We start from the raw sequence: 23729 nt of genomic DNA, 5'->3' as shown, positions 1-23729 counted from the left end.
ACCTCGGGGCGCTTGGGCCGAATGCCACGCCCTCACTCGATCGGGTGAAGCGCGAGAGCGCGCGTCATACCTGAGGCGAGGTGCCCTCTTCCTCCATGCGGCGGTAACCGGCCGGCACGCCCCCCGACTGGCCGGTTACCGCTGCGGTCTTTCCTACTCACGGTGGACCGGCTCGACGCGCAGGCACCCGTGCTCTCCGGCTCGGTCAGGTCGTCGACCAGCCGTCGCCCCACTCGACGTCGCGGGCGGCGCGGTACCGGGGGCCCTGCTTCTTCGAGACGGCGACGCCGCTCTCGAGGCCGTCGCCGGCGGTGCAGAGGTCGAGCGCGACCCAGCCCTTGTGCTTCTTCGGGTGCCGGATGATCCGCGCGTCCGGCCGCGACGGCGTGAACCGCCCGGCGACGACGTAGGCGAACTTCTCGTCCTCGAACCCGAGCGTGGCGGTCTTCATCCGGCGGTGCAGGTTGGACCGCGGCAGCCGCGCGGCGAAGTGGCACCAGTCCTTGCCGGGCGTGATCGGGCACTCGCCGTCGTGCGGACACGGCGCGACGACCTGCAGGCCGAGCCCGATGAGCTGGGCGCGCGCGGCCCGGATCCGCTCGTAACCGGCCGGCGTGCCGGGCTCGACCACCGCGACGGCCCCGGCTTTCGCGGCGAGCCACCGGACGACGTCTTCGCGGTCCGCTTCCGGCAGCTCGCCGAGGACGTAGGACAGCGTCACGAGGTCCGCTTCCGGCGCGGGCGCGGCCGGGTCGACGAGCCCGCGCCGCCACTCGGCGCCCCGGACGGCGGGCTTCCGCGCCCCGGCGGCCAGCCGTTTCCCGAGCCCGATGGCCCCGGCGACCTGCTCCACGACGGCGCACTTCTCGAGCGAAGGCCAGACCTCCGCGGCGGCCCAGACAGCGGCGCCGGTTCCCCCGCCGACGTCGACCTGCGTACGCGGCTCGAAGCCGGGAGCACGCGAAGCGGCTTCGGCGAGCACAGCGTGCACGGCGGCGTAGGTCGCGGGCATGCGGTAACCGGCGTAGGCGGCGACGTCGACCTCGGAGGCGAGGATCGGCGACGTGGCCGCGTCACCTTGCCGGTAGCGCGCACTGAGCCGGTCGAAGGCCTGCGTGAGCCGGTGGAGATGGTGCTTGGCCAGCTCGTCGTCGAGCGCGGCGGAGAGATCGTCGGGGAGTACGGCCACGGCCGTTGATTCTCCCCTGTCCGGATCGTCCCGGCTCCACGCACCCTGAGCTGCTACTTTCCGGGCGCGAAAAAGTTTTCCGGCGCACCCGTCGATCCGGCGTCCCGCTGTTCGACGCGTAAGCAGAAGCGAGAGGAGACCGCGATGCGGTTCATGGTCATCGTCAAGGCGTCGGAGGAGTTCGAGGGCGGGCAGGGTCCCAGCGCCGAGCTGCTGGAAGAGATGGCGAAGTTCAACGAAGAGATGCTGAAGGCCGGCATCCTGCTCGCCGGCGAGGGGCTCACGCCGAGCTCGCAGGGCGCGCGCATCGTGTTCTCCGGCAAGGAAGAGCCCAAGGTCGTCGACGGGCCGTTCGCCGAGACCAAGGAGCTCGTCGGCGGCTTCTGGATCCTGCAGGTCCGCAACCGCGAAGAGGCGGTCGAATGGATCAAGCGGATGCCGAACACCGACGGCTCGACCCACGAGGTCGAGATCCGGCGCGTCGCCGAGGCGTCCGACTTCGACAACCTGAGCCCGGAGGTCGCCGAGATCGAGGCGCAGCTGCGCGCGAAGACGTCCGGGGAGGCGTGATGCGCTTCCTGGTGATGGTCAAGTCGAGCCCGGAGTCGGAAACGGGCGCGCCGCCGAACGCCGTCCTGCTCGAAGAGATGGCGAAGTTCAACGAGGAGCTGCTCGCCGACGACCGGATCGTGCTGGCCGAGGGGCTCACCGCCAGCGCGGAAGGCGTGCGCGTCCTGTTCGAAGGCGACGCGGAACCGAAGCTCATCGACGGGCCGTTCGCGGAGTCGAAGGAGCTCGTCGCCGGGGTGTGGGTGCTCAACGGCGAATCGCTCGACGACGTCGTCGCGCTGATGAAGCGGGCGCCGAACCCGGAGGAGCAGGGCGGCGTGATCGAGATCCGCCCCATCGCCGAGTAGTGGGTTGCACCGGGCGGGCGCAGCCTGTCTGATGGCCGGGTGACGGTAGCGGACACCCGGAGCACGGTCGAAGCGGTTTGGCGGATCGAGTCGCCGCGGCTCATCGCGGGCTTGGCCCGGATGGCCCGCGGCGACGTGGGGCTCGCCGAGGAGCTGGCGCAGGACGCGCTCGTCGCGGCGCTGGAGCAGTGGCCGGAGTCCGGCGTGCCGCGCAACCCCGGCGCGTGGCTGATGACCACCGCGAAACGCCGCGCCGTCGACCAGTTCCGCCGCAACGAGCGGTACGCCGAGAAACTCGTGGAGGTCGGCCGCGACCAGCAGGTCGGCGAGGGCGTGCTGCCGGACTTCGACGCGGCGCTCGACGACCACATCGAGGACGACCTGCTGCGGCTGCTGTTCGTCGCGTGCCACCCGGTGCTCAACACCCAGGCGCGCGTCGCGCTGACGCTGCGGATGCTCGGCGGCCTGACGACCGACGAGATCGCGCGCGCCTTCCTCGTCCGCGAGTCGACGATCGCGCAGCGGATCGTCCGCGCGAAGAAGGCCCTCGCGGCGGCGAAGGTCCCGTTCGAGGTGCCCGAGGGCGACGAGCGGGTCGCCCGGGTGTCGTCCGTGCTCGAGGTCCTCTACCTGGTGTTCAACGAGGGTTATTCGGCCACCCGCGGCGACGACTGGATGCGCCCGGCGCTGTGCGAGGAGGCCATGCGGCTCGGCCGCGTGCTGGCCGGGCTGATGCCGGGCGAGTCCGAGGTGCACGGCCTCGTCGCGCTGATGGAACTGCAGTCGTCCCGGTCGAAGGCCCGCACCGGCCCGGCCGGCGAGCCGGTGCTGCTGCTGGACCAGGACCGCGCCCGCTGGGACCGGCTGCTGATCCAGCACGGCCTCGCCGCGCTGACGCTGTCGGAGCAGATCGCCGAAGGCGCGTACGGCCCGTACTCGGCCCAGGCGGCGATCGCGGCCTGCCACGCGCGCGCCCGCAAGGCCGACGAGACGGACTGGGCGCGCATCGCGGCGCTCTACGAAGGACTCGGCAAGCTCCAGCCGTCCCCGGTGGTCGAGCTGAACCGCGGAGTCGCGGTGGCGATGGCGTACGGCCCCGAGGCGGGCCTGGCGGTCGTCGACGCGGTGGCCGACGAGCCGGCGCTGAAGGACTACCACCTCCTGCCGAGCGTCCGCGGCGACCTGCTGCGCAAACTGGGCCGGCTGGAGGAGGCCGAGCAGGAGTTCCGCCGCGCGGCGGAGATGACGGAGAACGCCCGAGAGCGAGCCCTGCTCCTGTCCCGCGCGACGGCGGTCGGTCGCTAGTCAGGCCTCGATGAACACGATCTGTTCCGGCGCCACCGTCAGCTTCACGCTCTGCCGTTTCACCTCCACCAGCGTCGAGAGCTCCGTCGCGTGGCCGCCGGGGACCGTGAACAGGCGGTCGTTCCTCGTGTCCAGGAAATGCGCGAAGCCCGACAAGGACGCGCCGCCCGTTTCGTCGAGGACCAGGTAGTCGGCCAGTCTGCGGAACAGTTTCGGCAGCAGGACCAGGTCGTCGCTGAGCTGGGCGCGGTTGCTCAGCTTGAAGCCCGACGTCGTGACGTCCGACGCCCACACGCCGCTGCCGGACTTCCGGGCCGCGACCGCCGCGTCCGACAGGGCCTGGCGGAGATCCGGGTACAGCAGCGAATAGAACGTCGGGTACGCCAAGCCCTCGGTGATCATCCGGAAGTTGACGGAGTTCTTGAGCTGCTTGACGTCCAGGTGCACGAGGCTGCCGTCGACCGAACGGCCCGGGCGTTGGCCGGGGAACGCGAACGCGACCGCGCGGCCGTACTTGTCGGCGAAACGGGTGAGAATGTGCCCGGTCACCTTGTCCGGTGTCGCCGACTTCACCTTGCCGTCGTCGGCCCGGAGAACGTCGGTGAAGCCCAGCACCGCGACCAGCCGGTCGGCCGCCGCCGTGCCCAGGGCGACCGGCTGGTGCAGCATCGGGCCGCCGTGCGGGCGGTAGTGCGTCTCCAGCGCGTCGATCGCGTCGAGCCGCAGCTGCATGCCGCCGCGGGAATTGAGCCGGACCTTCAGCCCGGCCTTCTTCGTCGCCTCGGGATCATCCGGGTAGAACCGCACGGAATCGCCGTCCGGCGAAGCTCCGACGAGCTGGAACGTACCTTTGATCAGCGTCATGGGCATACGACAACGGTAGGACGCCCGGCCATTGATCCGTTCGCTTTTCCACCCGGACAGACCAGTGACCACAGTGGAAACAACCGCGATACCGCCGAACGCCGTTAACGGGTTTCCCGCCACGAAAGCGGGGAAAGCGCCACCGCCGCCGCGGCGATCCTGCGGGCGGTCTCCGTGGTGAGACCCGTTCGGCCGGATTCGATCCACTCGCCGACCGGCCGGATGCCGGCGTGCTGGTACTCGAGCGCCTGCAGCAGCATCTCCAGCTTGTCCGCGTCCTTGGCGCAAAGCGCTTCGGGCGTTTCCCGTGACTCGTATTCGTCGACGGCCGCGCGGACGACGTCGCGCGAAGACACCGGCAGCGCCGCCGTCTGGTCCGCGGTGATCTCCCGCGGTTCCGGCTTCCGCAGGTACGCCACGGCCGTGTGCGGCAGGTCGCCGGTGCGGGTTTCCTGCGTGTCGTGCCACAGCGCCAGGAACGCCGCCCGTTCCGGCGACGCGCCTTCCTCCGCCGCGAGCAACGCGGCCAGCTGCGCCGCCCGCAGGCTGTGCTCGCCGACCGACTCCGGGTCGCGGACGCCCGCCTGCCACCACCCCGACCGCCGGATGCGTTTCAGCACCCCGAGTTCGTAACCGAAAGCGGCCAAGGCGTCAGCACTCATGCCGTCAGCCTAGGGCGACGGGATCATCGCCGTGAGGATCGTCGCCTGCAAGAGGGAGATCACGCCCACCACCGCGGTCAGCGCGAACGACCACAGGAACGTCTGCCGCAGCAGCGAGCCCTCCTTGCCGGTCTGCCCGATCGCCGTCGCGCCGATCGACAGGTTCTGCGGCGAGATCATCTTGCCCATCACGCCGCCCGACGTGTTCGTCGCGCCGGCCAGGATCGGGTCGATGTGCAGCTGCTGGGCCGAAATCACCTGCATCGGGCCGAACAGGCTGTTCGTCGACGCGTCCGACCCGGTCAGGAACACGCCCAGCCAGCCGATGTACGCCGAGAACAGCGGGAACACCGCACCGGTCGTCGCCAGGGCGAGGCCGAGGGTCTGCGTCGCGCCCGAGTAGTTCATCACGAACGCGATCGCCAGGATCATGAAGATCGTCGCGAGCGCCCAGCGCATCTGGTGCAGCGTCTTGCGGTACGTCGAAAGCAGCAGCCCCGGCTTCGCGCCCATCGCGAACCCGGCGATCACCGCCGCGATCAGCGCGACCGTGCCCGGCGAGAACAGGAAGTCCACCGTGAACGTCGCCGCGTACGGCGCGTTCTTCGCGGTGATCGGCGGGTGCTGGATCACGTGGTTGTGCAGCCCCGGCCAGGCGAAGATCCAGTCGGCCTTGTGCAGCAGCTTCGTCAGGTCCAGCCACACTGGCAGGTTCTTGAAGATCGTGCCGATCCGGGTCAGGAAGATCGCCGCGATCAGGATGATGTACGGCATCCACGCGTAGAGCGCGCCCCGCGAAGCCTTGGCCGCGCCCAAGTTCGACGAGGCGGGAACGGGCGTCTCGCCCTCGAAGCGCCACACCGACGCGGGCTGCCAGAAGCGGGTCAGGATCCACAGCGCGGCCATCGCGGTGAGCGCGGCGAGGACGTCGACGAGGCTGGCGCTGATGTAGTTCGACGCCACGAACTGCATGGCCGCGAACGCGAGACCCGCCGTCAGCACCGCCGGCCAGACCTCGACCATGCGCTTGAAGCCCGCCAGCACGACGACCAGGAACGCCGGGATGATCAGCGCCAGCACCGGGACCTGACGCCCGACCATCGCCGAGAACGCGTCCGTCGCTTGGTCCGGTTTCAAGTGCATGATCGGCGCGGTCAGCCGGCCCAGCACGATCAGCGGGTTGCCGAGGCCGCCGAACGCCACCGGCGCGGTGTTCGCCAGCAGGGCCAGCACGACGGCCTTCACCGGCGGGAAGCCGAGTGCGGCCATCATCGCCGCGGTGATCGCGATCGGCGACCCACCGCCGGCGACGCCTTCCAGGAGCGCGCCGAAGCCGAACGCGATCAGCAGCGCCTGCAGCCGCCGGTCCTCGCTGAACCCGGCCAGTACCCGCTTGATCGAGTCGAACCGGCCGGTCGCGACCGTGACGTTGTGGAAGTACACCGCGTGAAACGCGATCCAGGCCACCGACCAGACGCCGAACACCACGCCCATCGCCGCCGAGTCGAACGCGAGCCCGGCCGGCATCCCGTACAGCAGCAGGGCGACGCCCAGCGCGGTGACCAGGGCGAGCGCCGCCGACAGGTGCGCCGACAAGCGGACCACCCCGAGCGCCACCAGCAGCACGATGATCGGGAGCGCGGCCAGCAGGGCCGACACCCACAGCCCGCCCGCCGGCTGGTAGTCCTGGATCCAGGTCACGTCAGCTCCTTTGCCCTCGCACGTACCCGAGCCTCAGCGACAGGGCGGCGGCGGTCCCGGCCACGGAGGCACCCAGTTCGTCCAGCCGGCGCAGCACCCGCGGTGCCGGCCCGGCGACGCTGATGGCGGCGATCGGCCGGCCCGAGTGGTCGCGGACGGCGGCGGCGACGCAGCCGACGTCCGGCTCGTTCTCGACCTCGTCGACGGCCCAGCCACGGCGGCACGTCCGCGCGAGCTCGTCGAGCAGCCGGTGCGGGTCGATGATCGTCTTGAGCGTGAGGGAGTCCAGCTTCATCCGCCGGACGCGCTCGGCGCGGTCGGGCTCCGGCAGCGCGGCGAGCCAGGCCTTGCCCAGCGACGTCGCGTGCTGCGGGCGCCGCGTGCCGAGGCGGCAGGCCAGGGTGACGGCGCTGGCGCTGCGTTCGGTGGCGACGTAGACCATGGTGTCGTTGTCCGGCACGGCCAGGTAGGTCGTCTCGCCGGAGCGTTCCGCGAGCGACGCGAGGTACCGCGGCGCGCACCGGTGCAGATCAGTCGCGGCCATCGCCCGGGCACCCAGTTCGACGAGCCGCGTCCCCAGCCGCACCCGGCCGGTGACCTGGTCGGCTTCGAGGTATTCGAGGTTCTTCAGGGTGCCGACGATGCGATAGGCGGCACTGCGGGAAAGCCCCAGTTGCCGCGCGATCGCGTTGGTGGAAATCTCCTGGTGACGACCCACGTGCTCCAGCACCGCGAGCCCGCGCTCGAGAGTTCCGCTCTGTTCCAGCCCGCGCTCCGGTCCCACGTTGCCCTCCGTTGGACGTTCCGTTCCCGCTCAGCGGTACGTATTTCCGCTGGGCGGGTTTGGACGGTAACACCTCCGATGTATGCGGGGAAGATCTTGGAATAACTCGCAATAGCGCGGAATGTTAGCTCGGCTAATTGGTACAACCTCCGATGGTTAGGTTTCCTACCTAAGGCGGTTGTGGCGGCGGTCACGTCACGCTAGGCGGTGGTCCACGTTCATATCCGTGAACATTCGGCCGAACGAGTGGGCAATTCGGAGTGACCATTGGTCACCCGTGCGGAGACCGCCGTCACGCGCTCAGGAAACTCACAGCGCCTTCCGGGCACCGTCTGCGGCATGACCGTCCTGCGTACCCGCGCGTCCGTGGCCGCCGGCCGGCTGACCGCGTGGCTGTCCCGCAGCGCCGGGCTCGGCTCGGGCGGGATGATCGGCGGGCGCGTCACCCTCGCGCTCGACCCGCGGGCGCTGCGCCGCCTCGGCCGGGAACGCACCGTCGTGCTCGTCACCGGCACCAACGGCAAGACGACGACGTCGCTGATGCTCACCCGCGCGCTCGAAGCGCTGGCCGAGGTCGCCTCCAACGGCGACGGCGCGAACATGCCCGACGGCGTCCTCGCCGCGCTCACCGCCCGCCCGGACGCGCCGTACGCGGTCCTCGAAGTCGACGAGACCTACGTCCCGCAGGTCGCGGACCAGGTCCAGCCCGCGGTCCTGGTGCTGCTCAACCTGAGCCGCGACCAGCTCGACCGGGTCGGCGAGGTCCGCGCGACCGAACGCGACCTCCGCGCCGCGATCGCCGCGCTGCCCGGCACGCTGGTCGTCGCCAACTGCGACGACGTCCTCGTGACGTCCGCCGCGAGCGCGGCCGCGAAGCCGGTGTGGGTGAGCACGGGCCGCCGCTGGACCGGCGACGCGACCGCGTGCCCGCGTTGCGAAGGCCTGATCGCCGAGACCGACCGGCACTGGAGCTGCGGCTGCGGCCTGAGCCGCCCGGAACCCAGCTGGACGCTCGAAGGCGACCTCGTCCGCACGCCCGGCGGCCGCCAGGTCGACCTCGACCTGCGGCTGCCCGGCGACGCGAACCGCGGGAACGCCGCGCTCGCGCTGGCCGCGGCGCACCGGCTCGGCGTGCCGCCGCACACCGCCGCGGCCCGGCTGCGGACCATCACCGACATCGGCGGGCGCTACCGCACGGTCCGCCGCACCCGGCATTCCGTGCGGCTGATGCTGGCGAAAAACCCGGCCGGCTGGGTGGAAACGCTGCGCGTGCTGGACGAAGACACGCCGGTGGTGGTCGCGGTCAACGCCCAGGAGGCCGACGGGCGCGACCTGTCCTGGCTCTGGGACGTCCACTTCGAACGGCTGCGCGGACGCCAGGTCGTCGTCACCGGCGAGCGCTGCGCCGATCTCGCCGTCCGGCTCTGCTACGCCGAGGTGGCGCACTGGGCCGAGCCGGACCCGGTCGCCGCGATCGACACGCTGCCGCCCGGCGCGGTCGAGCTGGTCGCCAACTACACCGCGTTCCGCGACCTGGTCGGCAGGCTGCCCGGTGGCTGAGTCGATCGTCCACATCGGACTGCTGCTGCCCGAGGTGCTCGGCACCTACGGCGATTCCGGCAACGCGCAGGTGCTGTGCAAACGGCTGCAGTGGCGCGGGTTCGACGCCGAGGTCGTGCCGGTCGGACTCGGCGTGCCGGTGCCGTCCACTTTGGACCTCTACCTGCTCGGCGGCGGCGAGGACGGCGCGCAGGTGCTGGCCGCCGCGCACCTGCGGAAGCACCCCGGGCTGCGGCGTGCGGTGGCCCAGGGCGCCGTGGTGTTCGGTGTCTGCGCGGGGCTGCAGGTGCTCGGCACCCGCTTCCGCGGCCTCGACGGCGTCGACCACGACGGCCTCGGCCTGCTCGACGTCACCACCGAACCCGGCGAGCGCCGGTCGGTCGCCGAGCTGGTCGCGACGTCGTCCGCGCTCCTGGGGAACTCGCCGCTGACCGGCTTCGAGAACCACCTCGGCGTCAGCAAGCTCGGCGCCGACAGCGCGCCGCTCGGCCAGGTCGTGCGCGGCACCGGCAACGGCGACGGCACCGAGGGCGCGGTGACCGGCCGGGTCATCGGCACCTACCTGCACGGCCCGGCGCTCGCCCGCAACCCGGCGCTCGCGGACCTGCTGCTCGCCTGGACGGCCGGGCACCCGCTGCCGGCGTTGCCCGTGCCCGAGGTCGACCGGCTGCGCGGGGAGCGGCTCACCACTTCGCGCCGCCGCCGGACGTCGTGACGGCGTCGCGTCGTGGTTACGCTGAGTTGGTGAAACTGGGCAGGGTGATCGCCGCGACCGGCGTCCGGATGCGCACCACCGCGGTGGCGGTGTTCGCGCTCGCGCTGGCCATCGCGGCGGCGCTCGCGATCGTCGTGGTGCTGCTGGAGGAGTCGCTCGACCGCAGCGTCACCGAGAGTGCCCGCAGCACCGGCCGTCAGGTCGCGATCCAGCTCGTCCGCGAGGGCGCGCGGGACCTGAGCGCGAGCGACGTCGCGAGCACCGGCGACACCGAGGCCGTCACGCAGGTGCTGAACGCGCAGGGCCGGCCGATCGCGAGCGACCCGGCCATCGTCGGGCACCCGCCGCTGACGTCCGCGCGGCCGACGATCGGCCACGAAACCGTCGAGACGCTCCCGCTCGGCCTCAACGGCGACGGCGACGACTACCGCGTCGTCTCCCAGGAGGTGAACGGGCCGGGCGGGCCGTTCACGGTGATCTCGGCGCGCTCGCTGGAACCGGTGACCGAAGCCTCGACGCGGCTGACGTTGCTGCTCGGCCTGATCGCCGTGCCGCTGCTGGCCATCTCCGGCCTCGCCGTCTACCGCGCGGTCGGCTCCGCGCTGCGGCCGGTCGAGCGGATGCGCCGGACCGTCGCCGAGATCTCGACGCGCGACCTCGAAGCCCGCGTCCCGCTGCCGCCGGGCGGCGACGAGGTGCACCGGCTTGCCGTGACGCTCAACGAAATGCTCGGCCGGCTCGCGTCCGCGCAGGCGGCGCAACGCCGGTTCGTCGCGGACGCCAGCCACGAGCTGCGGTCGCCGCTCTCGACGATCAGCACCGCGCTCGACGTCTCCGGCCGGCACCCGGAGAGCACCGAGGAGCTGGTGCCGGTGATCGCCCGCGAGACCGCGCGGCTGCGGGAACTGGTCGACGACCTGCTGATGCTCGCCCGCACCGACGACGCCACCGACCGGCCGTCGCGCACCGAGGTCGACCTCGACGACATCGTCCGCGCCGAAGCCGAACGCGTGCGCGGCGAATGCGCGCTGGAGGTCGAGGTCCGGGCCGGCCCGGCGAAGGTCTACGGCAGCGAGGCCCAGCTGCGCCGCGCCGTGCGCAACCTCGTCGACAACGCGCGCGGCCACGCGCGGGACCGGATCCGCGTCGCCAGCTCGGTGCACGGCGACCTCGCCGTCGTCGAGGTGAGCGACGACGGCCCCGGCGTCGGTGAGGCCGACCGCGACCGGATCTTCGAGCGGTTCGTCCGGCTCGACGCGTCCCGCCAGCGCGGCCACGGCGGCACCGGGCTGGGCCTGCCGATCGTCGCCGGCATCGCGGCGCGCCACGGCGGCCGGGCGCGCTACGCCGCGGCCGAGGAACCGGGGGCGCCGGGTGCGCGGTTCGTGATCGAGCTGCCCGTCATCGTCGTGCCGGAAGAGGAGGAGGACTGACGTGCGCCTGCTGATCGTGGAGGACGGGCGCGAGTTCGCGGAGACGCTCCGGCGCGGCCTGGTCGCCGAGGGCTTCACCGTGGACGTCGCGCACACCGGCAAGGACGGCCTGTGGTCGGCGACCGAGCAGGAGTACGACGTCGTCGTGCTCGACATCATGCTGCCCGAGCTGTCCGGCTACGAGGTGCTCAAACGCCTGCGGGCGGCCGAGAACTGGACGCCGGTGCTGATGCTGACCGCGAAGGACGGCGAGTACGACGAGGCCGACGCGTTCGACCTCGGCGCCGACGACTACCTGTCGAAACCGTTCTCGTTCGTCGTGCTCATCGCCCGGCTGCGGGCCCTGCTCCGGCGCGGCGCCCCGGCCCGCCCGGCCGTGCTGGAGGCCGGTGACCTGCGGCTCGACCCGTCGGCCCGGACCGTCCACAGAGGACAAAGGCGGATCGAGCTGACCGCGCGCGAGTTCGGGCTGCTGGAGTTCCTGCTGCGCCGGGCGGGCACCGCGCTGACGAAGAACGAGATCCTCGGCCACGTCTGGGACGCGCACTACGACGGCGACGAGAACGTCGTCGAGGTCTACATCGGCTACCTCCGCCGCAAGATCGACGTGCCGTTCGGCACCCACACCATCGAAACGGTCCGCGGGGTCGGTTATCGGCTGGCCGGTGGAAATTAACCGGAATCACCTTTTCGGCGCAGTCACCGCCAACCGGGTGGCCGAACTCGGCGAACCGGTGAAAACCACGGTGTGAACGGCATTAGTGCCGAAGCTCCGACGTTGCTACGGTGACGGTCCGGCCGGCGAAGGAGCCGATTTCCCGCAATTTCGCCGCGGTGTCGAGAGCAATTGTCGAACGAGAACGGAGAACCGTGGCGCTGCAGTTGTTCGGGGTGGTCCGGGCCGGTCATCCGAGGGTGCCGCGCGCGGTGCGGTGGGAGGACATCGCGATGGTCGTCGGCGAGACGCCCGCCGACCCCGACCCGGCCGCGCACCTGGCCGTGGTGTCGTCGCTCGTCGAAGGCGGCCCGGTGCTGCCCGCCCGGTTCGGCGCGGTCGCGGAAGACGAAGAGGCCGTCCGCCGCGAGGTGCTCGCCCCGGCCGCCGACGAGTACCGCGCCGACCTCGCCCGCCTCGACGGCCTGGCCGAGGTGCACGTCTGCCTGCGGTTCGGCGACTCCGTGTCGGGGGTGGGCCTGCTCGCGGAGGTGGCGGAACGGGCCCGCGACTCGGTGTCGCTGCCGGCGGGGGAGCACGCCGACGAGCGCTGGGCGTTCCTGGTGGGCCTGGGCGACCTGCTCGTCGTCCGGGAGGCGGTCGCCGGGCACGGCGCCGACTGGCTCGGGCCGCTGCCCGCGTACAGCTTCGTCGACCGGCGGTGAGCGACGGCGGAACAGTTGCTGAACAGTCCTGACGTCGCTGGTCACCGCGGCCCCGCGTCGGTGATCCTGACGCCGTGGCCATGATCGCGACCCGCACCGACCAGCAGGCTCCGCCGCCGGAGTACCGCGGCGCGTTCGGCCGCGTCGGCCCCGGGCCGGGGCAGTTCGCCGGCCCGGCCGGAATCACGGTCGACGCGCGCGGGCAGCTCTGGGTGGCCGACACCGGCAACGACCGCGTCCAGGCGTTCACCCGCGACGGCAAGCTCGTGCGCGTGCTGGCCGGGCGGCTCAAGGCACCGGAAGCCGTCGCGGTCGACGCGGCGGGCAACGTCTACGTCGCCGACACCGGCAACCACCGCGTCGCGCAGTACGCGTGGTGGGGCGGGTTCGTCCGGGAGTTCGGCACCGGGGAGCTCGCCGGCCCGTGCGGCATCGCGCTCGATTCGGCCGGCCGCCTGCTCGTCGCCGACCCCGGGCACCAGCGCGTCGCGCGCTTCGACACCCGCACCGGCGCGGCGCTGAGCGACATCACCGAGAAGGTCGGCTCACCGCGGGGCATCGCCGGCGATGGCGCGGGCGGCGCCTGGATCGTCCACAACGGACACCCGGCGGACGGCGACGTCGCGGTCGTGCGGTACAACGCCGACGGCCGGGTCATCGGGTCCATCGGGTGCGGCCGGTCCAGCGCGGCGGACGTCGCCGTGACCGCGTCGGGCGACGCGTACGTGACGTCGCCGGACCACGGCCGGATCACGCGGTTCGACACCACCGGCTCGTGCCGCGTGGAGTTCGGCTCGGACGCGCTCGGTGCCCCGCTCGGCGTGGCCGTCGACGCGGCCGGCGGGATCTGGGTCACCGACGCCGGGCGCCATCGCGTAGTCAGCTTCGGCGGCTAGCTCTTCGAGATCGACGCCGTCGCGCGGACCACCGCGGTGCAGCGGTTCTGCACGAACTCCAGCCCGCCCTCCTCGGCGATGCGGCGCGCCTCGGCGGAGGTGATGCCCTGCTGCAGCCACAGCGCCTTGGCGCCGATCTCGACGGCGTCGCGCGCGATCCCCGGCGCCTCGGCGGACGGGCGGAAGACGTCGACCAGGTCGACCGGCTCCGGGATGTCCTTGAGGGACCGGTAGACCTTCTCGCCGAGCAGCTCGGTCGCGGTCGGGTGGACCGGGATGATGCGGAAGCCGTGGGCCTGCAACACCGCCGGCACGCCGTGCGCGGCCTTGGCCGGGTCGCGGCTCAGGCCGACGACCGCGATCGTCTTCGCGTTCGCCAAGATCTCTTCAGCGTTCATGCGGGTGGAACGTCCGGCGCGCGTCAAAGCTTCCAGAGCCGCAGGCCGCGGACGCGGTAGACGGGCCAGAGCACGTGCCACGGCTTCCGGTGGGCGAACGTCGCGCAGCAGGTCAGGATGTTGCGCGCGGACGTCGTCGACACCTCGTGCCGGTCCGGCCACGCCTCGCCCTTGGCGCCGACGGCGATGCGGAACACCGTCAGCAGGCCGCGGCCCTGCAGGTCGTACTTGGCGCCGGTGTCACCGGAGTCGGGGCCGAGTTCGAGGATCTCGGCCCCGAAGGCGCGCGCGATCCCGGACGCCCCGCTGGGGACCGCGCCGACACTGCGGGTGATCGCCTTGCCGTGCAGCCGCCGGGCGTAGCGGGCGAGCAGCAGCCGTTCCCACAGCGGGAGGACGCGGCGGTGCGCGAGCAACGCGGCGCACTCGCCGTGACCGATCGCGAAGATGCTCTCCACGTCGTCGTAGCTGCCGTACTCCGCGGGCTCGTTCAGGTGCAGCCGCACCTCGAACCGGGTGCGGGCGGTGAGCTCGTCGAGGTGCTCACGGCGGTCGAGCCGGGCCTTCGCGCGGGAAAGCGACCAATCGGCCATCGGACCTCCAGACGTCGCGGACAGGGTAGATCGCCCGCGACGTCCAGACCACGCTTTCAGCCGATCTTCTCGCCGTACATCTCACCCAGCGGGTCGGAGATCAGCTCGACGCGGGCGCCGTCGGGGTCGGCCAGGTAGATCGACGTCTCGCTCTCGAGCAGGTACTGCACGCCGGCCTCGTCGAGCTTGTCCTTGATGACGCTCCACCGCTCCGGCGTGACGGACAGCGCGAGGTGGTGCAGTCCGCCGAGGACCTCCGCGTACGGGCCGAGGTCCAGGCCGGGCAGGTCGAAGAAGGCGACCGCGTTGCCGTTGCCGACGTCGAAGAAGAAGTGGCTGGAGCCGGGGTAGTCGCGGTTCTCGATCAGCTCGGTGAGCGGGAAGCCGAGGATGTCCTGGTAGAACCCGATGGTCCGCTCGACGTCGCTGGAGATCAGCGCGGTGTGGTGGATGCCGCGGCCGTTGGTTTCGGGCCGGTCGGCGGCCGGGCGCAGGTGGCGCTCGCGCAGCTCGTCACGGACCTCGGCGAGCTTGGTGACCTCGGCCTGTGTCGGTGCCATGTCCCTCACGTCCCTTCCTGGTGGTGTTGTTCAACGTACGCCCGATTTATCTCGCGCGCAAGAGGTTGTCTGGCGAGAGTTCCGCTGGGTGGAACACCCGGGCTTGTGTGCGGCTGCCGCCGCGGGCAGAGTTCCCGAGCGTGGACGCCAGCAGAGTGCAGGAGGCCGCCGCCGTTCTGGCCGGGGCCTACGCGACGCGCGAGCCGATCGAGCCGCTGATCAAGACCTTCCCGGAGGCGACCGTCGAGGACGCCTACCGGATCCAGCAGGAGCAGGTGCGGCACTGGACGGCCGCGGGTGACGCCGTCCGCGGGCACAAGGTCGGCCTCGCGTCGGCGGCGATGCAGCGGCAGATGGGCGTCGACCAGCCCGACTACGGGCACCTGACCGGCAGCATGTTCCACCTGGAGCACCAGCCGATCCCGACGTCGGCGTTCCTGCAGCCGCGGATCGAGCCGGAGATCGCGTTCGTGCTCGGGTCGGCGTTGCGCGGCCCCGGCGTCACCGTCGCCGACGCGGTGGGGGCTGTGTCATTTGTGCTGCCGTCGCTGGAGATCGTCGACTCGCGGATCCAGGACTGGAAGATCACGCTCTTCGACACGATCGCGGACAACGCGTCGTCCGGCGGCGTGGTGCTGGGCAGCAGCCCGACGGCGCTGGGTGCGGTAGACCTGCGGCTGGCCGGTTGTGTGCTCTACCAGAACGGTTCGGTAGCGGCGACGGGCGCGGGCGGTGCGGTGCTCGGGTCGCCGTTGAACTCGCTGGTGTGGCTGGCGAACACGGTCGGCCCGCTGGGCGTCACACTGGAACCCGGGCACGTCGTGCTGCCGGGCTCGATGACCCGCGCGATCCCGGTGTCGCCGGGCGACACGGTCGTCGCGACCATCGCCGGCATCGGCAGCGTCACCGCGGTGTTCGCCCCTTCGGAGGAATCATGAACGTGCGCGAAGCGGCGGCTTCCTTGCTGGCCACGGAGTCGGAGCGCCCGCCGCTGTCGGCGGACTGGCCGGACCTCGACGTCGACACGGCGTACGCGATCCAGGACGAGGCCCTGCGCCAGCGCCGGGCCCGCGGCGAGACGCTGATCGGCGTCAAGCTGGGCCTGACGTCCCGGGCGAAGCAGCAGCGGATGGGCATCGACTCGCCGTTGCTGGCCTGGCTGACCGACGCGATGGTGCTGCCCGCGGGGGTGCCGGTGCCGTCGTCTTCGCTGCTCCACCCGCGCGCGGAGCCGGAGCTGGTCTTCGTACTGGGCCGACGGCTGTCCGGCCCCGGCGTCACGGCGGCGACGGCGCTGGCCGCCGTCGACCGGGTCTACGGCGGGATGGAGATCATCGACAGCCGCTACACGGACTACCGCTTCACCCTCCCGGACGCGGTCGCGGACAACGGCTCGTCGTCTCACTTCACCCTGGGCCCGGTCGGCCTCCCCGCGTCTTCCTTGGACCTCACCTTGGAAGCGGCCCTGCTGGAGGTCAACGGCCAGATCGTCGACACGGCCACGGGCGCAGCGGTCCAAGGCCACCCAGCGGAGGCCCTGGCCCTGGCCGCGAACACCCTGGCGACCCGCGGCCTGGCCTTGGAACCAGGCTGGCTGGTCCTGACAGGCGGCATGACAGACGCAGTGCCGCTCAACCCGGGTTCCCGAGTAGCGGCTCACTTCTCCCACCTAGGCTCAGTAACCCTTTCCACCTAACCGAGTCACGCCCTCAATCACGCGAGTCACGCGCCGGATCACGCGAGACCCGCGCCGGATCACGCGAGTTACGCGAACCGGCCCGGCGAACTCGCGTACCTGAAGGGTCGGCCCGCGTACCTGGGCGGTCGGCTCACGTACCTAGAGGGTCGGCTCGCGTACTTGGAGGGTCGGTTCACGTGCCTGGAGGGTCGGCTCACGAACCGACCGTCCAGGTACGTGACCCGACCGGCTGGGTACGTGGGCCGACCCGCCGGGTGCGGGTCAGGTCGTAACTTTGGCTCGGTCGGCGATGCGGGTGATGCCCGCGACCACCCGGGGCCAGACCGCGCGGGGCAGGTCGTGGCCCATGCCGGGGACGATGTCCAGGTCGGCGCCCGGGATCGCGCGGGCCGTCGCGCGGCCGCCGGAGACGTGGACCAGCGGGTCCCGCGATCCGTGCACCACCAGGGCCGGTACGCGCACCTTGCGCAGCTTCGGCGTCCGGTCGCGGTCGGCCATGATCGCCGCGAGCTGGCGGACCGTGCCGCCCGGGTGGACGCCGCGGTCGAACGTCCGCTCGGCCCGCTCGCGCATCCGGGCCTCGTCGAAGGGGTAGCCCGGCGAGCCGATCACGCGGAACGTGCGGACCGCCAGCTCGACGTACTCGGCGCGGTCGCGCGGCCGGGCGCCGAGCAGCATCGACATCGCCTTCGGGCTCGGGCGGCCGACCAGCCGGCTCCCGGTGGTCGACATGATCGACGTCAGCGAAAGCACCCGCGACGGGTACCGGATCGCCAGCGTCTGCGCGATCATCCCGCCCATCGACGCCCCGACGACGTGCGCCGCCGGGATGCCGAGGTAGTCCAGCAGCCCGGCGGCGTCGGCGGCCATGTCGGCGAGCGAGTACGGCGCGCCGCGCAGCAGGTACGCCTGCGCGAGGTTGGCCTGGCCGCGCATCCGGCTCGACCGCCCGGAGTCGCGGTTGTCGAACCGGATCACGTGGAAGCCTTGCGCGGCAAGGGATTCGCAGAACTCCTCGTCCCACCAGATCATCGGCGCGCCGAGCCCCATCACGAGCAGCAGCGGCCGCCCGCCCGTGTCGCCGAACGTCTCGTGGCACAGCTCGACGCCGTTGACCGCCGCGACGCGCTCCGCCATCAGGCCTCCCGGGTGTGCTCGGCGGCCAGCTTGGTGAGCTCGGCCAGCGCGTCGTGCAGGTGGTCGATCAGGTCCCAGACGTCCGGGATCAGCTCGCGGCACGCGACCAGCCCGAAGTCCAGCTTGCCGTCGTAGGACATCACGGTGATGTTCAGCCCGCCACTCGCGTCGGTGATCGCGGACACCGGGTAGTTGGCGAGCAGCCGGGCGCCGGCCAGGTAGAGCGGCACCTGCGCGCCCGGGACGTTCGACACGACGAGGTTGACGACCGGCGTGGTCGCGCCGAGGTACTTCATGGTGGCGCGGGCGGCGAGCCCGCCGAGCGCGGCCGGGAGCATCCCGCTGAAGTCGACCAGCCACGACGCCGGCAGCGGCTGGTACCGCTGCTTCGCGGCGACCATCGCGCTGGTGACCTCGGCCAGCCGCGCGGCGGGGTCCGCGAGGTGCGTCGGCAGCGGCGCCAGCATCACCGACACCTGGTTCCCGGCGTCCTTGGCCTGCTCGGGTGTGCGCACCGACAGCGGAACCAGCGTCACGAGCGGCTGGTCGGGCAGCGCGTCGTGGTCGACGAGCCACCGGCGCATGACGGTCGCGCACAGGGCCATCACGACGTCGTTCACCGTGACGCCGAAGGTGTTCTTGACCCGCTTGACCTCGTCGAGCGGCAGCGAGCCGTACGCGAACCGGCGGTGCGGGCCGATCGGGCCGTTGAACGGCGTGTCCGGCGCGACCAGCCGCGGCCGGTCGGCTTCGTGGCGTCCGGCGCCCTGGCGCGTGACGCGGTTGAGCACGCTGCCGGCCTTCGCGAGCAGCCCGACGCCGGGGTAGCGGGCGAGGCCGGGCACCTCGTCGATGTGCTGAAGCAGCTTCGGCACTTGGAGCGCAGCCTTGACGGGGTGCAGCGCGAGCCGTTTCACGCCGTTGAGCGCGAGTTCGACGGGGGACGGGATGTCGTCTGTTCGTGGCTCCCCGGGTGGGTTCACCTGGCGCGGCTCAGGGGTGACGTCCATGAGCACGCCGATCAGCTCGGCCCCGGAGACGCCGTCGATCGCGCTGTGGTGCACCTTCGTGTAGACGGCGACGTTGCCGTCGCGCAGGCCCTGCACCAGGTAGGCCTCCCAGAGCGGCCGCCGCCGGTCGAGCGGCCGCGCGGTGAGCCGCGCGATCTGCTCGGCGAGCTGCCGTTCGTCGCCCGGCGCGGGCAGCGCGATCTCGCGGACGTGGTACTCGAGGTCGAACTCGGGATCGTCGATCCAGTACGGGTGGTCGAGCCCGAGCGGCACCTGGAGCAGCCGCCACCGCAGGGGCTTGGCGAGGTGCAGCCGCGAGCCGATGAGCGCCCGCAGGTCGTCGACGGTCACGGTGCCGCCCGGCGCGGTGGCCGGATCGAGGATCGACAGCCCGCCGACGTGCCCGGTGGTGGTGGTCGACTCGGCGTTGAGGAACTGCACGTCCAGGGCGGTGAGCTGGCGCATCGGGCCTCCTCGGGGACTCGGCAGGCCAGTCTGCCCGGCGGGGTGACGGCCGTAAATCCGCTAGGAGGGTGCGGAGGTGCAGCTCAGGATGGCTCTGCTGTGACGTGCGTTGTCGCGGCGCATTGGCGTGGCGAGTTGTCCACATCGGGTCCGGGCGTCCACTGATTGCCGCGTCACCCGATCGAGGAGGGGGGTGGCCGACAAACTGGAACTGGGCACGCCCTCTAGGTGAGTTGGGGCACGGTGTGGTGGGGGCACGGCTGGTCAGGCTGAGGGCTTGGCCGGTCGGGCCGAGCCGGTGCGGTAGGCGCTGGCCTGGATCTCGTACAGCTCGTGGTACACCCCGCCGACGCGGATCAGGTCCTCGTGCGTTCCCTCCTCGATCAACCTGCCCTTCTCCAGGACCAGGATGCGGTCCGCGGACTTGATGTTGGCCAGCCGGTGGGTCACCAGGACCGTGGTGCGGCGGCCGCGGCTCGACGTGCTCGCGTGTTGCAGGCCCGCGAACACCTTCGCTTCGGCGCGGGCGTCGAGGGCCGCCGTCGGTTCGTCGGCCACCAGGACCGACGCGTCGCGGTAGATGCCGCGGGCGATGCCCATGCGTTGCCACTGGCCGCCGGACAGGTCGTGGCCTTCGTCGAACTTCTTCGACAGCACCGTGTTTTCCTGACGTGGCAACGATTCGATCACCTCGCCGGCGCCGGAGTGGTCCACCGCTTCGCGCCACGCCCGGCGGTCCGGGTCGGGGCGGCCCAAGCGGCCGACCGTGATGTTGTTCGCCGCGGTCATCGGCCACTCCGCCGGTTCCTGCGCGATCACCGCGATGTTCGTGTGCACCGATTCCGGGTCGGCCCGCGCGAGGTCGACGTCGTCCCAGTGCACGGTGCCTTCGTCCGGTGGGTAGAGGCCGGTCAGCAGCTTGCCGAGGGTGGTCTTGCCCGAGCCGTTCTCGCCGACCAGCGCGATCACCTCGCCGCGCCGGATCGTCAGGGAGATGTCCCGCAGTGCCGGCTTCTTCTGGCCGGGGTAGGTGAACGTGACGCCCTCGAGCCGGATCTCGGCCGGGTCGGCGGGCGCGGTCAGCGCCGTCGGCGGCGGCCGCAGCTTCGCCGACTCCAGCAGCAGCTGGTTGTAGAACCCGATGTAGAACGAGTCCTCGTACAGCGAGTTGACCGCGCGCATGGTGTTGGACAGCGCCGTCGACGCCGTGCGCATCGCCAGCACCGCGGTGCCGGCCAGGGCCAGCTCCATCCCGCCGGTGTAGAGCAGCCAGCCGAGCACCAGGTAGGCGACGGCGGTGCCGAGGCCGGCCGCGGCGCGCCCGCTCGTGCGGACCAGGTTGCTGCGGTGCGCGAGCCGGATCTCCTCGCGCGTCAGGCTGCGCGAGATGCGCCGGTACTCGCCGAGCAGCGGCTCCTGGAGTGTGAGCGCGTGGCGTTCGAGGGCCATCGACCGCCAGGTGGCGACCTCCTCGACGATCGACTTGCGGATGTTGCGCCCGACCGTGTCGAGGAAGTGCCGGTAGTTCAGCTTGGCCACGCGCGCCGCGGACCAGCCGTCGGCCGCCGCCGCGAGCAGCAGGACCGGCGCCAGCCACGGGTTGAGCAGCCCGGCCGTGAGCATCGCCGCCGCGAGCGAGATCGCCGACGACGTCAGGTCCGCCACCCGGCGCAGGCTGGTCTCGATCGCGCGGACGCCGTAGCGCGCGCCTTGGCGGGCCAGCTCGCGGAAGTCCGCGTCTTCGAAGGCGATCAGCCCGACGCGCACGACCGCCGCCGTCACCGCGTCGTCCGCCGCCGCGGTGACCTGCGGCCGCAGTGCGCCTTCGACGGCGGCGACGGCGGCGTCGAGCACCGCGCGCGCCGCGTACGAGCCGGTGACGACGGCGATCGCGGGCAGCGACTGCATGACCCGCTCCGGGGTCGGGCCCTGCTGGAGGAGCGCGGTGAAGACGTTCGCGGTGGCGAGCAGCCCGAACGCGGTGACGCAGCCGGAGACGACGTGCACCACCCCCGCCAGCAGGGTCAGCCGCGGCGAGGTCCGCCACGCCAGCCGCAGCACGACGGCGATCGCGGCGGGCAACGCGCGCACGGCCCGCCCGAACCCGGCGCCGGCCACGCGTTCGTCGACCCGCGCCCATTCGGGCATCTTCATGTTCTCGACCCCGATCAGCGGGGGCGAGTCCGGGGTGTCCTGGGGTGGTCCGGCGGATCTGCGCACGCGTTCAGGTGTACTCCGGGGGTACGACAATTTCGGGCGCCCGGCGTCCGCCCTCGGGGACACGGTTCGGAGTCGGAGTTCCGCCATCCGGGTGAAAGTAATCGTTTTCTCTGGGCTGATCGCGGCTTCGAGGACACACTCGCTGCATAGCCTGAAAGCGCACGACTGAATAACTAACAATCGTTGTGGAATTGCCCCGCCGCCGGACCTCTCGTATCGAGCGAGTCCGCGGATGTGGTGGTGGAGACCGGAAACAGGTGACGTCCTCGTGTACGGGGGGAGGGACGTCGCCTGTTTCCACTACCTGTTTTCGCGGGTGTACCGGGCGCGCAGGAATGGGCTGAATTCGCGGTCTTCGCCCATCTTCACGTCGATTTCGTGCGTGAGGGTGTCACCGCCCGGGGTGAGCCGGTGCCGGGCCACGCCGCGGGCGGTCTGCTTGTCCAGGACGAGCGTCGCGCCGTCCCAGCCGCCGCGGGCGGGGGTCTCGGGCGGGAAGCCGTAGCTGTCGAAGCCGTACCAGAGCGTCTCGCCGGTCCGCGGGTCCGCGGTGAAGACGTTGTGGCCCAGGAACTCCGTACCGTCTTCGCGGCGCTGACGGTACTGCTGGACCAGCACGAAACCGTTGAGCTGCAAGCGGTATTCGCAGTCGGCGCGCGCCGTCGAGGCCGGCGCCCACGGGGACGCGGCGAGGTCTTCGGTGCCGGTCCAGTCGCCGACAAAGGCCTTCAGGGCGTCGTGCGCGGGGCCGAGGGTGGGCAGGTCCATGGTTCGCCTCCGTTCGACAGGTGCCTGTCGATGTGCGAGGCTAGCACGCATGCGTTCCCCGCGAGCCGAGACGTTCACCCGGGTGATCGACGCGGTCTTCGCGTGCAACGGCGGCTTCCTGGCCGCGGGCGACGCGCTGACGTCGCCGGTCGGCCTGACGGCGGCGCAGTGGCAGGTGCTGGGCTTCCTGGAGGACGGCGCGGCGACCGCCGCGGACGTCGCGCGGCGGCGAGGGTTGCGGCGGCAGAGTGTGCAGGAGACGGTGAACCGCTTGCTGCGCAACGGAATGCTGGAACGCTCGCCGAATCCCGGGGACGCGCGGGCGCCGCTGCTGGTGCTGACGCGACGCGCGAAGGCGGCGATGGCCGAGCTGGGCGCGGCGCAGGTCGAGTGGGCGGAGGAGCTGGCGGCGGAGGTGCCGGAGGAGGACCTGGAGGTGACGCTGCGGACATTGCGGCGGCTGCGGGAGCTGGCGGTGGGGCCGCGGTTGTGAAGCTGCGGATGTTGTGGCGGCTGCGGGAGTTGGCGGTGCGGCCGCGGTTGTGAGGTGTCGGCTGGGCGAGCTGCGCTGGGGGTGTGGCTCGCTTGGCCGGGTGGGCTGTGCGGCCGCGGTTGTGAGGGGTCGGCGGGGTGGGGGTGTGGCTCGTCTGGCCGGGTGGATGCTTCGCGGCGGGCGGGAGTGGTTGTGGTGGGCGGAATGTCGCACGGGGGCGAGGGCGGCAGCGGGTGGCGGCTGCTCCGGTGGAGTGCCGCTGATCGAGTGGTGGCCGCGGCGACCGGCCCGGGGCCGGCGGGTGGGGGAGCCTGCGCTGTTGGCCGGGGAGGCGCCCAATGCGGCGTCGGGCGCACCGAACGCCGCCGTTGCGGGGTCAGTCCGGTTTGATGCCCAGCAGGGTCAAGAACGTGCGGAAGCCGGCCGACATGTCGACCTCCTCCGGGGCCAGCAGCCACTGCAGTTGCAGGCCGTCCAGGACTGCTATTGCCAGTGGGGCCAGCTGTTCCGGTGTCGATCCCGGGGGTAGCTCGTCGCGGTGGCGCTCGAGCATCTCCGTCATTCCGGCGCGGACCCGGGTGTAGCGGTCCTGGAAGTACGACCTCGCCGGGTGGCCGTCCGTGACGCTGTCCGCGGCCAGGACCGTGTACGTCTGGACTATCCCCTTGCGGGTCGCGTTGTAGTCGACCAAGTCGGCCAACTGGTTCACTGTCATCGCCGACGAGTCGCGGCCGAAATGGAGCAGGTCCCACTCGTCGCGGGTCTCCAGTACCGCCGTGAGCAGGTCTTCCTTCGTCGGGAAGTAGTGCATCAAGCCCTGCTGGGTCAGGCCCACCCGGTCGGCCACCGCGGCCAGGGACGTGGCCCGGTAACCGCGCTCGGCTATCACGTCGAACGCGGCACGGACGATGCTCGTGCGGCGGTCGGCGCCCCTGGCCCGGGTCATGATCCCGAGCCTACGGGACAACCTGTCACGGAAG

At 71.8% G+C, this 23729-nt stretch carries 25 protein-coding genes; 12 read left to right on the top strand and 13 right to left on the bottom strand.

What is annotated here, in order from left to right; all coding sequences use genetic code 11:
* Positions 1–205 precede the first annotated feature (205 nt).
* Positions 206–1189, bottom strand: coding sequence for a small ribosomal subunit Rsm22 family protein (locus OG439_RS34425; protein ID WP_326944807.1), 984 nt, complete (start codon positions 1187–1189; stop codon positions 206–208).
* 144 nt (positions 1190–1333) lie between these two features.
* On the opposite strand from OG439_RS34425, the gene OG439_RS34420 reads away from it, so the two are divergent.
* Genes OG439_RS34420 through OG439_RS34410 form a run of 3 tightly spaced genes read left to right on the top strand, consistent with a single transcriptional unit; the run spans position 1334 to position 3411 of the window.
* Entirely contained in the window at positions 1334–1759 is a 426-nt protein-coding gene (locus OG439_RS34420) for a YciI family protein (RefSeq protein WP_326944806.1), read from the top strand.
* Entirely contained in the window at positions 1759–2106 is a 348-nt protein-coding gene (locus tag OG439_RS34415; RefSeq protein WP_326944805.1) for a YciI family protein, read from the top strand. Before OG439_RS34420 ends, OG439_RS34415 begins: the two co-directional genes overlap by 1 nt.
* Positions 2107–2145: 39 nt before the next feature.
* On the top strand, positions 2146–3411 hold the full coding sequence (locus tag OG439_RS34410; RefSeq protein ID WP_247058671.1) for an RNA polymerase sigma factor: 1266 nt from the start codon (positions 2146–2148) through the stop codon (positions 3409–3411).
* On the opposite strand, the gene OG439_RS34405 is transcribed toward OG439_RS34410, so the two are convergent.
* The 4 genes from OG439_RS34405 to OG439_RS34390 all read right to left on the bottom strand — a co-directional run bounded on the left by OG439_RS34405 (position 3412) and on the right by OG439_RS34390 (position 7422).
* Positions 3412–4275, bottom strand: a complete 864-nt coding sequence (locus OG439_RS34405; protein ID WP_326944804.1) for a thermonuclease family protein — start codon at positions 4273–4275, stop codon at positions 3412–3414. It abuts the gene before it with no gap.
* A gap of 104 nt (positions 4276–4379) precedes the next feature.
* The gene (locus OG439_RS34400; RefSeq protein WP_326944803.1) at positions 4380–4937 is read right to left on the bottom strand and encodes an HD domain-containing protein; all 558 of its coding nucleotides are present in this window, start codon (positions 4935–4937) and stop codon (positions 4380–4382) included.
* Between the two features lie 9 nt (positions 4938–4946).
* Entirely contained in the window at positions 4947–6638 is a 1692-nt protein-coding gene (locus OG439_RS34395; protein WP_326944802.1) for an L-lactate permease, read from the bottom strand.
* A gap of 1 nt (position 6639) precedes the next feature.
* The gene (locus OG439_RS34390) at positions 6640–7422 is read right to left on the bottom strand and encodes an IclR family transcriptional regulator (protein ID WP_326944801.1); all 783 of its coding nucleotides are present in this window, start codon (positions 7420–7422) and stop codon (positions 6640–6642) included.
* A 339-nt stretch (positions 7423–7761) separates the two neighbouring features.
* Between OG439_RS34390 and OG439_RS34385 the strand changes: the two genes are divergently transcribed.
* The 6 genes from OG439_RS34385 to OG439_RS34360 all read left to right on the top strand — a co-directional run bounded on the left by OG439_RS34385 (position 7762) and on the right by OG439_RS34360 (position 13406).
* Positions 7762–8982, top strand: coding sequence for a Mur ligase family protein (locus tag OG439_RS34385; protein WP_247058666.1), 1221 nt, complete (start codon positions 7762–7764; stop codon positions 8980–8982).
* The gene (locus OG439_RS34380) at positions 8975–9697 is read left to right on the top strand and encodes a type 1 glutamine amidotransferase (RefSeq protein ID WP_326944800.1); all 723 of its coding nucleotides are present in this window, start codon (positions 8975–8977) and stop codon (positions 9695–9697) included. Before OG439_RS34385 ends, OG439_RS34380 begins: the two co-directional genes overlap by 8 nt.
* A 29-nt stretch (positions 9698–9726) precedes the next feature.
* Positions 9727–11130 (top strand): sensor histidine kinase, encoded by a 1404-nt coding sequence (locus tag OG439_RS34375; RefSeq protein ID WP_326944799.1) that lies wholly within the window; start codon positions 9727–9729, stop codon positions 11128–11130.
* 1 nt (position 11131) lies between these two features.
* On the top strand, positions 11132–11806 hold the full coding sequence (locus OG439_RS34370; RefSeq protein ID WP_326944798.1) for a response regulator transcription factor: 675 nt from the start codon (positions 11132–11134) through the stop codon (positions 11804–11806).
* 194 nt (positions 11807–12000) lie between these two features.
* The gene (locus OG439_RS34365; protein ID WP_326944797.1) at positions 12001–12510 is read left to right on the top strand and encodes a GvpL/GvpF family gas vesicle protein; all 510 of its coding nucleotides are present in this window, start codon (positions 12001–12003) and stop codon (positions 12508–12510) included.
* Between the two features lie 80 nt (positions 12511–12590).
* Complete coding sequence (locus tag OG439_RS34360) at positions 12591–13406, top strand: NHL repeat-containing protein (protein ID WP_326951688.1); 816 nt, start codon at positions 12591–12593, stop codon at positions 13404–13406.
* Here OG439_RS34360 and OG439_RS34355 read toward each other — a convergent pair.
* The 3 genes from OG439_RS34355 to OG439_RS34345 are packed head-to-tail and all read right to left on the bottom strand — an operon-like array spanning position 13403 to position 14957.
* Positions 13403–13804: a CoA-binding protein gene (locus OG439_RS34355; protein WP_247058661.1), complete on the bottom strand. Its 402-nt coding sequence runs from the start codon at positions 13802–13804 to the stop codon at positions 13403–13405. The two genes, OG439_RS34360 and OG439_RS34355, sit on opposite strands and share 4 nt — an antisense overlap.
* Positions 13805–13827: 23 nt before the next feature.
* Positions 13828–14397 (bottom strand): hypothetical protein, encoded by a 570-nt coding sequence (locus OG439_RS34350; RefSeq protein ID WP_326944796.1) that lies wholly within the window; start codon positions 14395–14397, stop codon positions 13828–13830.
* Between the two features lie 56 nt (positions 14398–14453).
* Positions 14454–14957: a VOC family protein gene (locus OG439_RS34345; protein ID WP_247058659.1), complete on the bottom strand. Its 504-nt coding sequence runs from the start codon at positions 14955–14957 to the stop codon at positions 14454–14456.
* Positions 14958–15097: 140 nt separating this feature from the next.
* Here OG439_RS34345 and OG439_RS34340 point away from each other — a divergent pair, with 140 nt between their 5' ends.
* Entirely contained in the window at positions 15098–15895 is a 798-nt protein-coding gene (locus OG439_RS34340) for a 2-keto-4-pentenoate hydratase (RefSeq protein WP_326944795.1), read from the top strand.
* Positions 15892–16653 (top strand): 2-keto-4-pentenoate hydratase, encoded by a 762-nt coding sequence (locus OG439_RS34335; RefSeq protein WP_326944794.1) that lies wholly within the window; start codon positions 15892–15894, stop codon positions 16651–16653. The genes OG439_RS34340 and OG439_RS34335 overlap by 4 nt, the downstream gene beginning before the upstream one ends.
* A gap of 264 nt (positions 16654–16917) precedes the next feature.
* Here OG439_RS34335 and OG439_RS34330 read toward each other — a convergent pair whose 3' ends face one another.
* From OG439_RS34330 to OG439_RS34315, 4 genes are all read right to left on the bottom strand, one after another.
* Positions 16918–17793 carry an alpha/beta fold hydrolase gene (locus tag OG439_RS34330; RefSeq protein ID WP_326944793.1) on the bottom strand — a complete coding sequence of 292 codons (876 nt, stop codon included), beginning with the start codon at positions 17791–17793 and terminating at the stop codon, positions 16918–16920.
* The gene (locus tag OG439_RS34325; protein ID WP_326944792.1) at positions 17793–19268 is read right to left on the bottom strand and encodes a WS/DGAT/MGAT family O-acyltransferase; all 1476 of its coding nucleotides are present in this window, start codon (positions 19266–19268) and stop codon (positions 17793–17795) included. Before OG439_RS34325 ends, OG439_RS34330 begins: the two co-directional genes overlap by 1 nt.
* Before the next feature lie 264 nt (positions 19269–19532).
* Positions 19533–21422: an ABC transporter ATP-binding protein gene (locus OG439_RS34320; RefSeq protein ID WP_326951687.1), complete on the bottom strand. Its 1890-nt coding sequence runs from the start codon at positions 21420–21422 to the stop codon at positions 19533–19535.
* A 366-nt stretch (positions 21423–21788) separates the two neighbouring features.
* Positions 21789–22256 (bottom strand): DUF1579 family protein, encoded by a 468-nt coding sequence (locus OG439_RS34315; RefSeq protein WP_326944791.1) that lies wholly within the window; start codon positions 22254–22256, stop codon positions 21789–21791.
* 49 nt (positions 22257–22305) lie between these two features.
* Here OG439_RS34315 and OG439_RS34310 point away from each other — a divergent pair, with 49 nt between their 5' ends.
* Positions 22306–22749, top strand: a complete 444-nt coding sequence (locus OG439_RS34310) for a MarR family winged helix-turn-helix transcriptional regulator (protein ID WP_326944790.1) — start codon at positions 22306–22308, stop codon at positions 22747–22749.
* 376 nt (positions 22750–23125) lie between these two features.
* Here the strand turns inward: OG439_RS34310 and OG439_RS34305 are convergent, their stop codons facing one another.
* A complete protein-coding gene (locus tag OG439_RS34305) occupies positions 23126–23695 on the bottom strand; it encodes a TetR/AcrR family transcriptional regulator (RefSeq protein ID WP_326944789.1) in 570 nt (189 codons plus the stop codon).
* Between the last annotated feature and the right edge of the window lie 34 nt (positions 23696–23729).

Source organism: Amycolatopsis sp. NBC_01307 (assembly GCF_035975215.1).
Taxonomy (GTDB): domain Bacteria; phylum Actinomycetota; class Actinomycetes; order Mycobacteriales; family Pseudonocardiaceae; genus Amycolatopsis.
The sequence above is the reverse complement of the archived record's forward strand: the minus strand, read 5'-3'. Positions and strand labels throughout refer to the sequence as shown.

Coding starts and splice junctions, on each gene's coding strand:
- OG439_RS34420 (WP_326944806.1), top strand. CDS start 1,334: ATGCGGTTCATGGTCATCGTCAAGGCGTCGGAGGAGTTCGAGGGCGGG.
- OG439_RS34415 (WP_326944805.1), top strand. CDS start 1,759: ATGCGCTTCCTGGTGATGGTCAAGTCGAGCCCGGAGTCGGAAACGGGC.
- OG439_RS34405 (WP_326944804.1), bottom strand. CDS start 4,275: ATGACGCTGATCAAAGGTACGTTCCAGCTCGTCGGAGCTTCGCCGGAC.
- OG439_RS34400 (WP_326944803.1), bottom strand. CDS start 4,937: ATGAGTGCTGACGCCTTGGCCGCTTTCGGTTACGAACTCGGGGTGCTG.
- OG439_RS34385 (WP_247058666.1), top strand. CDS start 7,762: ATGACCGTCCTGCGTACCCGCGCGTCCGTGGCCGCCGGCCGGCTGACC.
- OG439_RS34360 (WP_326951688.1), top strand. CDS start 12,591: ATGATCGCGACCCGCACCGACCAGCAGGCTCCGCCGCCGGAGTACCGC.
- OG439_RS34355 (WP_247058661.1), bottom strand. CDS start 13,804: ATGAACGCTGAAGAGATCTTGGCGAACGCGAAGACGATCGCGGTCGTC.
- OG439_RS34350 (WP_326944796.1), bottom strand. CDS start 14,397: ATGGCCGATTGGTCGCTTTCCCGCGCGAAGGCCCGGCTCGACCGCCGT.
- OG439_RS34345 (WP_247058659.1), bottom strand. CDS start 14,957: ATGGCACCGACACAGGCCGAGGTCACCAAGCTCGCCGAGGTCCGTGAC.
- OG439_RS34335 (WP_326944794.1), top strand. CDS start 15,892: ATGAACGTGCGCGAAGCGGCGGCTTCCTTGCTGGCCACGGAGTCGGAG.
- OG439_RS34330 (WP_326944793.1), bottom strand. CDS start 17,793: ATGGCGGAGCGCGTCGCGGCGGTCAACGGCGTCGAGCTGTGCCACGAG.
- OG439_RS34325 (WP_326944792.1), bottom strand. CDS start 19,268: ATGCGCCAGCTCACCGCCCTGGACGTGCAGTTCCTCAACGCCGAGTCG.
- OG439_RS34320 (WP_326951687.1), bottom strand. CDS start 21,422: ATGAAGATGCCCGAATGGGCGCGGGTCGACGAACGCGTGGCCGGCGCC.
- OG439_RS34315 (WP_326944791.1), bottom strand. CDS start 22,256: ATGGACCTGCCCACCCTCGGCCCCGCGCACGACGCCCTGAAGGCCTTT.
- OG439_RS34310 (WP_326944790.1), top strand. CDS start 22,306: ATGCGTTCCCCGCGAGCCGAGACGTTCACCCGGGTGATCGACGCGGTC.
- OG439_RS34305 (WP_326944789.1), bottom strand. CDS start 23,695: ATGACCCGGGCCAGGGGCGCCGACCGCCGCACGAGCATCGTCCGTGCC.